Consider the following 12,103-nt stretch of genomic DNA (forward strand, 5'->3'; position numbering starts at 1 on the left):
ATAAAATAGAACATTAATTAAAATAAGTCTATCATAAAACGAAATATTTATTTTTATAAAATATAATTGCTATATTATTTAAATGTTTTGTTTATTTTTATTGCGATAAAGAGCTGATAAAATAGCGTGGAATAATCAAAAATGTTAAATATTTTAAGCTTTTTAACTATTAATGATTTTACATATAAAGAGCAGTATAATAAAGTTATCAATATATTATGTGAATATTTAAGTTTAGTCAAATTTAAAGGGTGTAATTTGTTTTACAATGATGAAGATAATTAATCGATCAAAATATAAGGGTTGGAATGTTATGAGTGATAATTTGTCATTATTCATTGACTACATCAATGATAATATAATCTTTGGTAGTGAAATCAAACGGGAGAAATTAGAGAATTTATTTAATCAATTTGCTATAAAAAATGATGAAAAAAGTATTGTCTATGATGAACTGAAATCTTTAGATATTATAATCATTGAGTCCCAGAATTCATATAAAAATAAATTGAAGAAATTATTTTCTATGTTTGACGAAAATAAAGAAATGTTAGAAAGTGACTTATTAAAGTGGTTTGAAGAAGAAGTTGTTAATTCTGAAGTACAAGTTACTATTCGTAAATTACTTAAAGATATGGATTATAGAATTATTAATAATATAAATCAAAAAGCTATAAATAAGGATTTAGAACTATTAGAAATTGAAGAATCTGATGAATTAGATGATCTCTTAGATAATGATGAATTTAAAGAAAATCTTAAAAATTTAGAAGATATAGTGAATCAAAGACATAATATTGAATATTTAAGTGACTATGAAAAACATAAAGAAGATCATGCAAAAAAGTCAGAATTATTAGATAAACTAACCTTTGCAAATAAAAAGCTAGTTTATAAAAATGTGCTGAGATACAAAGGTTTGTCTACTTCATCATTTAACGAAGATGATATGTTTCAAGCTGGGATGCAAGGATTATTAAAAGCTGTCGAAAGATTTGATGTAGAAAAAGGATTTCAATTTTCAACATATGCTACACATTGGATAAGACAAAGTATATCGAGATCAATTGCTGACTTTAGTACTACTATACGAATACCTGTACATATGCGTGAAAAGATAACTAAGCTTATAAAGATTGAAAATGAATTTTTTAATATACATAGTAGAACAGCAACTAATAGAGAACTTGCAGTAAAAATGGAATGTGAAATAGATGAAATTGAAACGATGAAAAAGATAAAAACTATATCAAATTTAACTAGTCTAGAAACAACTATTGGAGAAGATGAAGATAGTTTGTTAATTGATTTTATTCCTGATGAAAAAAGTATAAGTATTGAAAATCAAGTTGCAGAATTATTTTTAAAAAAAGAAATTGATAATCTTTTCAGTAATAGGTTGACAGAGCGTGAAGCTAAGGTATTATTGATGCGTTTTGGATTTGAAAACGGACGAATTTATACTTTAGAAGAAATCGGACAAGAAATTGGCGTTACAAGAGAACGTATTAGACAGATTGAGTCGAAAGCTTTAAAAAAATTGAAGTTTATTAAAATTAAAGAAAGGTTAGGCGACTATTATTATGGTTAAGAATAAGATAGAAGAGATTATTAGTGAAAATGGTAGCAGTATCATAGTTCTTGAAGGTATAGATAAGAATTTAATGCCAGAAGAGAATAAATATTTTTCATTTAATATCGACTATTATGATAAAGTAGAATTAAATATTTTGAAAGATCAAGTAGTAGATGAAATTATTTTAAACCGAACGTTTAATGAAGATTATAAATGGATGACCATTGAAGAATATCAAATATTTAAGGATTATTTTTCTATAAATAAAATGCCTATAATTATTTTGAAAAATAATCTTTATGCAAAACAGTATCCATATAAAAATACATTATCAAATGTTGAAACTATATATCATGATCTCTATTTTGAAGAAGATAACACATTGGAACCGGAACAAATGAAAATACTTGAAGTAGTTTCAAATTTTTATGGTCAGATAGACTATTCAAAACAGTCGGGAAACTATTTTGTTACATATCCAGAAACTAACGAAAATGTAAAAGTCTATAATCTTTATGAAAATCATGAATATAATATACAAATAACTGATAATTATCCTTCAGAAAATACAAAACGCATTGAGTTGTCAGATGATGAAATTCCTTTTTTAGATTTACAAGATGAAATAATTAATAGTGAAAAGAACGAAAATATTGTATTCATTTTATCTGGATCACTCGATAAGTTACCGAATAATTATCTAGAAAGAATTAATATTCTTAGTAATGTGACTAATGCAAATTTTTATTTTACAACATTGTCTATAAAAAAACAGGTTATTGATAATAAGGAAAATTACGAAAGTGTGTTAAAAGATGTTTATGGTTATAACGGATTTCGGGATATAGCATTTTATGAAAATATAGAAAATCAATCAAAAAAAACAGTTGCAATATCGCAAGTACAAATTGTTGATGATATTGTTAATCAGGCTGAAAATGCAATGTTTGGAGAAGCATTTAGGGATATATATATTACTGCTTCAACAGGCGCAGGAAAATCAGTAATGTTCCAAGTACCCGCATTATATTTAGCCGATAAATATAAAGATAACAAACCACTAACACTTGTAATATCACCTTTAATTGGACTTATGAATGATCAAGTTGAAAATATGCGCAGAAAAGGGGTAAATTCATCTGCTACTATAAATGGAAATACACCACCATATGAAAAAGAGAATATAATAGAAGGCATTCAAAACCAAAAAATTGATGTTCTTTATTTATCTCCTGAAACTCTACAAGCACGTAGTGATATTAAAATGCTTATTGGAGATAGAAATATTGGGATCGTCATAATAGATGAAGCTCATATTGTTACCACTTGGGGTAAATCATTTAGAGCAGACTATTGGTATCTTGGTATATACTTAGCGAAGTTAAGAAAAGAATATAAGTTTCCAATTGTAACATTTACAGCAACTGCAATATATGGCGGACGTGAAGATATGTATTTAGATACTAGAAACAGTTTAAATATGATTAGTCCTATATCATATTTTGGTAATGTGAGAAGAGAAGATCTAATAATGAAAGTACGTAGTAGTCAGAAAGATTTGGAAGCTGAAGGAAGGGATTATAGAAAAACAAAAAATGCCTTGGCTTTAAAACACTTACAACAGGCTAAAAAATTAAATCAAAAATCTTTGCTGTATTTCCCAACAGTAAAGCTACTTTTAGATTTTTATAACTTTGTTAATTTAAATGAACCTGAGATTGCTAAGAAAACAGGTAAATATTATGGAACACTTCAAAAAGAAGAAAAAGACGAGGTTCTTAGGGAATATAAATCTGGAGATATACAATTTGTACTAGCAACTAAAGCGTTCGGAATGGGGATAGATATTCCAGATATTAATAATGTTTATCATTATGCGCCAACAGGAAATGTAGTTGATTATATTCAAGAAATTGGACGTGCAGCAAGAGATAAAAACAAAGTTGAAAAGGGGTTTGGAGTAATAGATTTTCTATCGAAAGATATGAATGAAGTGAAAAAATTACAAGGAATGTCATCTATAAGAAAATCTCAAATATTAGAAGTAATGAAAAAAGTATTGTCAGTCTATAAGGAAAAAGGTAATAATCGTAATGTTATTATTAGTCCCGAAGATTTTAAATATATTTTCGTGCAAAATAAACGTGATGAAGATTCATTGGATAATAAAGTTAAGACTGTTTTATTGATGATAGAAAAAGATTTTTCATCACCTAATAAACTTGGATATTCACCGTTTGTTGCGAGACCAAGAAGTTTGTTTGGTAATGATATGATTATGGTAACTCCGGATATGGAGTCTACATTTATTAAATCTGATCTTGGTAAATACTTTAGTAAAAAATATGATATTGAAAGTCCTTCATATAGTTCTATTTATCAAGTGAATTTAAGCGGCATATGGGAAAAATATTACAAAAAAATGTCGTATCCAAGTTTCAAGTATGCATTATTTAATGATAAAGAAAGAGATAAATTAAAGCATAGTAAGTTGTTTGAAAAATTAATATATACTTCAGGTGTTGAAGTAAGTATGAATAGCGATAATTCAATAGAAGACATAAAATCAAAATATAAAATTATTTTAGATTCTTTCGAAAAATTTGTGAATCAACAAAAAATAACTGATAAACACTTCACAGTTGTAGAGCTAGGTAATCATTTTATGAAGTCATTAAAAATATCTGATAAATTTGAAGGGAGAGCATTTGCTCAAACTATTATTAATGCTGCTTTTGAGTTTGGGAAGATTAAAGAAATTAAGTTTATAACAGAAAGAATTAATAATGAAAATAATCAAAAATATTTTTTCAATCAGGATGGAGATATTTTCACTAGTTTTATAATGAATTCTATTACAAGCGCATTGACACCTAAATATAATTTTGTAAAAGATAAAGATACTATAACGTCATTTCATCTTAGATCAAAAACTAATAATATAGATGCGCAGATTGCTGCTTTAGGTATTGGTGAAGCTAGGAAATTACTTAATTATCAAGTTGTAGGAGGTAATACACCACAAATTTATTTAAGAATGAACTCGGTAGCACCTCTTGAAAAAGCAATTAAACAAGGTGATTTTTATCAAAATACTATATTACAAGATGTTCAATCAAAACATTATACGAGTGTGGAGATGCTCAAGTATTTATTTACAAAAAAGCAGATTGGAGCAACCGTAACAGAAAGAACACTAAATTATACTGAGTGGTTTTGGGATAATATTGAAAATTACTTTATGGGAATTTTACCAAATGAAGTAAAAGAAACTATTTCTCGAAAATAGATATATCTAAATTTTTAAAGAATATATTTTTGGTTAATACTGATGAACTTGAAAGACTAGTAAATACATTATAAAAAATTGTGCATTCTCTATGTTATGGAGATGCACTATTTTTTATTAAAAATTTCCACAAATAAGTAAGGATATAAGAGAAGCTATAAATAATACGACTAGTTTAATAAACGAAAATATTCAACAATATACTAATTTGATGAATAAGATAACATCGAGTATGGATTTGGATAAATTAAAACAAAGTGTTGAATCGTTACAGGAAAGTTTGAAAAACTTTATATATTATTTTGAGACACATAAAATGAGTATGAAATTAGAATTTTTTTCTGATTATTGTGGAGTATATGTGGAAAAGGATCAAATAACTGATGTCGATATTTATACGAATTTTAAACTTCATTATTCAAATATTAAATATAACTTATTGAATAATGATTTTTTCTTTCCTAAATATTCATATATAAATCTAATATTATCTAATTTTGAAAAAACATTACGTAGAAGCTTCTATGTTATCTTTAGCTGTAATTGATTATTTAACTATATATAATGTATATCAAGAAGAAAGAGAGCCCAATTATAAAAGTATTAAGTCTGTTTTAAATAAAGACATAGGAGATAATGATAAAGAATTAGAACGTATTATTACTCATACTACTATTAAATTAATTAAAGAATATTATAGCAATTATAATAAAATAAAAGATACTTCTTATATAAATAGAAATAGGTTGATGCATGGCATAATGGATATTCAATCAAGACTGTATTAAATTACTATATATTGGATGTTTTATCAGTGATTAAAGTTAAATTAGAAAGTTAATATTTTAAAACTGATATTATCTAATAGCAACAAATAATCTATAAAGATTAGGTGATATAAATAAAATTTAAAATATTCCTATATATTGTTATTGGAATTTGTTAGTATAATAAGTAACTTAATAAAAAATATTTGATAAATAGATAATTATTGTGGGGTTTTCTAATGGAGCAAATTGAATCATTATACGAAAATATAAACAAAAAAGAAACTCAAGAGTATTTTAAAGAAGTATTGATTTCATATCAAAATGGAAGTTACCGTTCAGCAATGGTAATGTTATATTCTGTCGTTATTTCAGATATACTTTATAAGCTTAAGGATATGGTTTCAATATTTAATGATGAGAAAGCTAAAAAAATTTTAGATGAAATCCAAGAGATGCAAAGTAGAAATCCTAATAGTCCTGAATGGGAAAAAGTATTAATAGAAAAAGTAAAAGAAAAAACAAAATTGATAGATGTATTACTTCATCAGAATATAAGTCATTTAAAAATACTAAGAAATTTATCTGCTCATCCTGTGATAGATAGAAATGATTTGTTGATATCTCCATCTCGAGAAGACGTAATAGCTCAAATAAGAAATATGCTAGAACAACTTTTTGTAAAGCCATCTATTTTCACAAAAGATGTAGAAGATCAATTTTTTGAAGATTTAGATGAGAAAAAAGATTATTTAATAGATGATAGTCAATTAGAAAAGTATATTCAAAAAAATTATTTACAATATTTTAATGATTATATAGTTAAAAATGTTTTTAGAGGACTTTGGAAATTTACGTTTGAGTTAGATAATAGAAAATGTAAGCTTAATAGAGATATAAACTATAGAACATTACAAATTTTATTTAAACAAAAAAATAATTTATTATCTGGAGAGTTAAAAGAAGATTATTGTAAAGAACATATTTCATTTGATCATAACTATAAGTTTAACTTACTTGTTAAATTTATAGCAAAAAATAATATTTTTGAAAATTTTGACGATTTTACTAAGGAAATGTTAAAAAATAATATAAAAAATGATGAGAATTTAACATTTATAGCTTATTTCTTAAACGATAATGTGTTTAAACATTTGAAAGTAATTGAAAAAGAACTTGAAAGTAATTGTGATTATGAGGAAGTGAAAATGGAATATGCAACCATCTTATATAATATATGTAAATATGAAGGCGCATTGAATGAATTTCTAGATTTATCAATAAATATATTTAGAAACAGCCACTCTTTTGATATTGCAAATAATAAATTCGATGTTTTCATAGAACCTTATTTATCAGATTTTAATAAAGAACAAGTTAAACAAATATTGAGTAGCTTTGATCAAAACGGACAAATTAGCGGTAGACGTCGTGCAAATGGAGATTTAAAAATAATATTTAATGAAATAGAGAGAAAAGAGTTTGAAATTAACACTGATGAATATGTAAATATAAAAGAAATACTTGATAGTTTTAAAAAAGAAAATGAATGAATCTAGAGTTACATAAATCTATATATTTAAAATATGGGTTCCCTTCAAAGTAGATATTAGAAAGTATCAAAACTTTGAAGGGAATTTTTTAGTAAAAACATTGGTAGGGAGAAGCGTATCATAAGTGATGCTATAAAGTTATTAAACTTAATTAAGAAAGCATTTAATTTATTACTAATATTGAATGTAGATAAGATAAAAGTGGTTATGGTATCACATTACCATCAGGAGGCGATAATATGATTACAATGGATTCAATAGTTAATAAACAAATCGCTAAAAATCTTTCTCTTGAAGGTATGGAAGTAACGAAGGAACAACAAAACTAATTCTTGATGTAATTAATAGTAAGAAGAAAATTACGAATGAAGTGATTTGTAAAATTGCGTATAAATAATGAAATATAAAACCACTTTTCAAGATGAATATCTTATAAATTCGAACTTGCCTAGTGCTGAAACAATGGATGAACTAGAGCGAATTTTGTTTCAGAAAATGTTAATGAAATAAAGATAAAAGAACTCTTTGATTATATAGAAAGCAACCTTATTGCTGTTAAACCTGAGAAAGTATTCAAACTAAGCACACGATTATTTAGAAGGCACAAACAGCTTCGGTAAAGTTATTGTTTTAAACGAATTTGAGTAAGAATGAACTAAAAATGAATACTTAAATACAAAGCAGGCGACTAATGATATAAGTCACCTGCTTTATTTGGTGGTTAATTAGTTAGATCTAAGTAAAAGACGAAACTAATGAAATAAAACTTAGAGAGTGAAAATAGGTGTTATATAAATGATATTTCAAAAGTTTACTTATTATTATGATATAGTCAAATAGATTTTGAAAAATTAATAATACATATTCTACTTCATTATTTTTTGATTATAAGTATCAATATTTACATAGAATTATACATGAGATACAATAATGTATAAGAATAAGCGTTCTAGTAAGTAAATGTTGGATTCTGCATTTCTTTTAGGAAATTTAGTATAGATTAAATAGTCGGAAAATTCTTAAAGATATTTGTAACCTTAGACATCAATTATATTTTAATAAAGTGAGATAAATATGTAATGAAGAAAGTATTATTTTTATTATTAGATTGATGTGCAGATTGGAAAACAAGATACTGTTCTTCTATGCTGAATACTGGAATGTTAAGAAATTTTCAATTAAAAAATATATAACTTCAATTGGTGGTTTTACTACCAAAATAGATATTTTATTAGATGATATTACAGATTATGACTTACTAATAATGATAGGCGATAATAGTTTGTATATAGAAGATGAAACGCATAGACATTTCGTAGAATGTGCTTTCGATATCAATAAATTTATTGATACTATATATAGAGTAGAGGATTACTTGTCTAGATAAGGAAATTTAAATATTTATCGTTATACAAGAAATTCTATTGATATATTAGAACTATATAAATCTAACTTTAGTTTTAATCAAAAATGGAACAATAACACTGTATTTACAGAACTTGTATTGAAAAGTCTACTATGTGATGGTAAAAAATATAGAATAACAAATTTTCATGTACGAATACGGATTTTATGAATATTGAAAAATATGAGAATCATATTAATTAATATGTATTATTTATTATAAATTTTAAAAGTGAAGGTAAGTTTTATGCATAATTTAGAAAAACTTTATGACAGTATTTTTGATATTAACTTTTTAATCAAATATGGTTATTTTGATGTCACACCGAAGGAAAAACAAGATGAATTTAATAGTAATGCAAATACTTATGGTCAATCAGATTCTTTTTATATTAGAATTTTTAACTTTGAAAATTTAGCCAAGTATTTAACAGCTAATTATGAAATTATAAAAGAAAATTACTTCACGTCAGGATATGAAAATTGTACCGAACCGATAAATTTTACAATCCCTAAATCAAAGTATGCTAGAAGACAATATAAATTACCTAATATATATAGCTATATAGACTTAGCTATTTATATGATAGAAAATAAGCATGAATTTATTAGTATATTTCTTGATAATAAACATTCAATGTCTAAATTTTTTAATTTATTTGAATATAACTTTAATTTCACACAAGAAATGAATAAAACTTTGTTACAAGGGGGAGACAATGTACTTAATATAGATTTATCTAATTTTTATCATTCTTTATATACTCATAGTATTCCGTGGGTGATAATGGGAAAAGAAAATGCAAAAGCGAAAAAAAAAAGGCGGTTTTGCCAATCAATTAGACAAATTAATTACTAAATGTCAAAACGACGAGACACATGGAATACCTACAGGTAATATGCTTAGTAGAATAATTACTGAATTATATATGTGTTATATTGACAAAGAAATGGAATATAGTGGGTATATTTACAGTAGGTATGTGGATGACATTATTTATTCTTACACCATTGAAGATAGTAGAGAAAAGTTCATTAGGGATTTTAATAATATTTGTATAAGATATGAACTTAAAGTCAATGATTCTAAAACTAAAATAAATAGATTTCCATATGAAAATTTGAATAATAAGTATAATATTTCTAATTACTTTAATAGATTGACTAAAAATTCGGAAGTTAAAACTTGGATAAAAGAAATAAGAAATTTTATAGACTTATGTATTAGCGAAGAAAGTAAAGGAAATAAAGGTTCGATAAAATTTATGTTCCCTGCTATTATTAATACTTTGAAAAACAAAAAGATTAACTCTAAAAAAATTAAGGAAATATTCCAATATACAAATGAAATAAGTGAATTTAATCTAATTGAATATTTGATAGATATATCATTAAAAGATTCAAAGTTAACAAATAGGTTTTTGACCTTCGTAAATGAATTGAAAACAATAGTGAAACAGGAAAAATTCATAAATAAAATATTTCAAAAATATTTTTCTAAAAATAAAGAATTAATACGAAAGGATATAGCTTATTATAATAGTAATCATTTTCACCAAGAATTATATCAGTATTTAATTTATATAATAGAATTTCGCGTTAAAAAAATTTTAACAAAAAAGATATCAATTAATCTTATCAATAATAATACAGATGATTTTTCATTGATTCTAGTTACAATCCATTATTTAAATAATAAATGGAAGATTAATGATTTATTAAAAGTTATTAATAAGTTATTTGAGGATTCAGTAGTTTCTTATTCTAGTGATACTATCAGAATGTCTAAAAATTTATGGTTTTATAGATACTTCATATATTACTTACAAAATAACTGTATTTTCTTAAAAAAAGCTATTAATAAATTTTGTTTAGAGAATAATTTTGAACAATCAAAGGGGTATGGTTTTAGGTGTGAATTGAATTGGAGATATATCTTGAATGTATCACCTTCGAATAAATTGACACTATTCTATGAGAATTTAATAGAAAATAATGTAGAATTGATTAATTTTAGTTATATTAATAATAAATGATGAATGAAATATAGTTATTACATAGTTTAAAAAGGAGATTATACATGATAACTGGAGATATGAAAAACAAGATTGACCGTATATGGACAATATTATGGACAGAGGGAAGTACTAACCCTTTAACTAATATTGAACAACTTACATATTTGATTTTTATGAAGGGTCTTGATGAATCAGAGCTTGAAAAAGAACAAGATAACGAACTTTTGGGAATTGATGATTATGTAGGTATTTTTCCTGAAGATAAACAACATATTAGATGGCATAGGTTTAAAAATCTTGGAGATGCTCAACAAATGTACTCAATTATTCAAAATGAGGCATTTCCATTTATAAAATCATTAGGTGGTAAAGAGGACTCTGCATTTTCTATTTATATGAAAGATGCTATGTTCCAAATAAACAAACCAGCTACATTACAAAGAATTATAAGTATGATTGATGAATTACCTACAGAAGATAATGATACCAAAGGGGATATTTATGAATATTTACTTTCTAAACTTGCTCAGTCAGGGACAAATGGTCAGTTTAGAACACCACGTCAAATTATAGAGATGATGGTAGAATTAATGCAACCTAAACCAGAAGATACAATTATTGATCCAGCAATGGGTACAGCGGGTTTCTTGGTACAAGCGAGTGAATATTTAAGAAAACATCATAATGATTTATTTAATGTTCACTCTCTTAATGAACATTTCCATAAATCAATGTTTTTTGGTAATGATATGGATAATACTATGCTACGTATTGGGGCAATGAATATGATGCTTCATGGCGTGGACGAACCACAAATATCTTATAGAGATTCTCTTTCGGAAGAAAACGTTGAACGTGATAAATATACATTAGTGCTTGCTAATCCACCATTTAAAGGTTCTTTAGACTATGAATCAGTTGCTAATGATTTATTAGCTATTTCTAAAACTAAGAAAACAGAATTGCTATTTCTCAACTTATTTTTACGTATATTAAAACCAGGTGGTCGTGCAGCTGTTATTGTACCTGATGGTGTATTATTTGGATCTTCAAAGGCGCATAAAGATGTTCGTAAAGCTATTGTTGAAGATAATAAATTAGAAGCCATTATTAAAATGCCAAGTGGTGTATTTAAACCTTATGCAGGAGTTTCTACAGCAATTTTAATATTTACTAAAACTAACGATGGTGGAACAGATAATGTTTGGTTCTATGAGATGAAAGCAGATGGTTATTCTCTCGATGATAAACGTTCACCTATTACTGAAAATAATATACCGGATATAATAGAACGCTATCATAATTTAGACAAAGAAGTTGAAAGAAAACGCACAGAACAATCTTTCTTCGTACCTTTTGAAGAAATAAAAGAAAATGACTGGGATTTATCTATAAATAAATATAAAGAAATAGAATATGAAGAAAAAGAATATCGTAATCCAAAAGAGATAATTAATGAAATTAAAGAAATAAATAAATGATTTTATACTAGAAAT

The 12,103-nt window shown here is 25.3% G+C and carries 8 protein-coding genes; all 8 read left to right on the plus strand.

Annotated features, from left to right (window positions below; translation table 11 throughout):
- Positions 1–313 precede the first annotated feature (313 nt).
- Positions 314–1,591, plus strand: a complete 1,278-nt coding sequence (locus tag ACZ267_RS06890) for a sigma-70 family RNA polymerase sigma factor (RefSeq protein WP_171991411.1) — start codon at positions 314–316, stop codon at positions 1,589–1,591.
- Positions 1,584–4,865 (plus strand): DEAD/DEAH box helicase, encoded by a 3,282-nt coding sequence (locus tag ACZ267_RS06895; protein ID WP_079449207.1) that lies wholly within the window; start codon positions 1,584–1,586, stop codon positions 4,863–4,865. Before ACZ267_RS06890 ends, ACZ267_RS06895 begins: the two co-directional genes overlap by 8 nt.
- Before the next feature lie 524 nt (positions 4,866–5,389).
- Positions 5,390–5,653 (plus strand): hypothetical protein, encoded by a 264-nt coding sequence (locus tag ACZ267_RS06900; protein ID WP_124747934.1) that lies wholly within the window; start codon positions 5,390–5,392, stop codon positions 5,651–5,653.
- Between the two features lie 218 nt (positions 5,654–5,871).
- Positions 5,872–7,185 (plus strand): hypothetical protein, encoded by a 1,314-nt coding sequence (locus ACZ267_RS06905; RefSeq protein WP_079449224.1) that lies wholly within the window; start codon positions 5,872–5,874, stop codon positions 7,183–7,185.
- A 1,120-nt stretch (positions 7,186–8,305) separates the two neighbouring features.
- The gene (locus tag ACZ267_RS06910) at positions 8,306–8,572 is read left to right on the plus strand and encodes a type 1 glutamine amidotransferase family protein (protein ID WP_052772692.1); all 267 of its coding nucleotides are present in this window, start codon (positions 8,306–8,308) and stop codon (positions 8,570–8,572) included.
- 264 nt (positions 8,573–8,836) lie between these two features.
- On the plus strand, positions 8,837–9,448 hold the full coding sequence (locus tag ACZ267_RS06915; RefSeq protein ID WP_251509938.1) for a hypothetical protein: 612 nt from the start codon (positions 8,837–8,839) through the stop codon (positions 9,446–9,448).
- Positions 9,390–10,625 (plus strand): RNA-directed DNA polymerase, encoded by a 1,236-nt coding sequence (locus ACZ267_RS06920; protein WP_251509936.1) that lies wholly within the window; start codon positions 9,390–9,392, stop codon positions 10,623–10,625. The genes ACZ267_RS06915 and ACZ267_RS06920 overlap by 59 nt, the downstream gene beginning before the upstream one ends.
- A 44-nt stretch (positions 10,626–10,669) precedes the next feature.
- Positions 10,670–12,088, plus strand: a complete 1,419-nt coding sequence (locus tag ACZ267_RS06925; RefSeq protein WP_079449221.1) for a type I restriction-modification system subunit M — start codon at positions 10,670–10,672, stop codon at positions 12,086–12,088.
- Positions 12,089–12,103: the final 15 nt, after the last annotated feature.

The sequence above is a fragment of the Staphylococcus sp. AC872 genome (assembly GCF_979255425.1).

Bases quoted from the DNA above. Each gene is read 5' to 3' on its own strand.
- ACZ267_RS06890 (WP_171991411.1), top strand. From the start codon at position 314: ATGAGTGATAATTTGTCATTATTCATTGACTACATCAATGATAATATA.
- ACZ267_RS06895 (WP_079449207.1), top strand. From the start codon at position 1,584: ATGGTTAAGAATAAGATAGAAGAGATTATTAGTGAAAATGGTAGCAGT.
- ACZ267_RS06900 (WP_124747934.1), top strand. From the start codon at position 5,390: ATGTTATCTTTAGCTGTAATTGATTATTTAACTATATATAATGTATAT.
- ACZ267_RS06905 (WP_079449224.1), top strand. From the start codon at position 5,872: ATGGAGCAAATTGAATCATTATACGAAAATATAAACAAAAAAGAAACT.
- ACZ267_RS06915 (WP_251509938.1), top strand. From the start codon at position 8,837: ATGCATAATTTAGAAAAACTTTATGACAGTATTTTTGATATTAACTTT.
- ACZ267_RS06920 (WP_251509936.1), top strand. From the start codon at position 9,390: ATGCAAAAGCGAAAAAAAAAAGGCGGTTTTGCCAATCAATTAGACAAA.
- ACZ267_RS06925 (WP_079449221.1), top strand. From the start codon at position 10,670: ATGATAACTGGAGATATGAAAAACAAGATTGACCGTATATGGACAATA.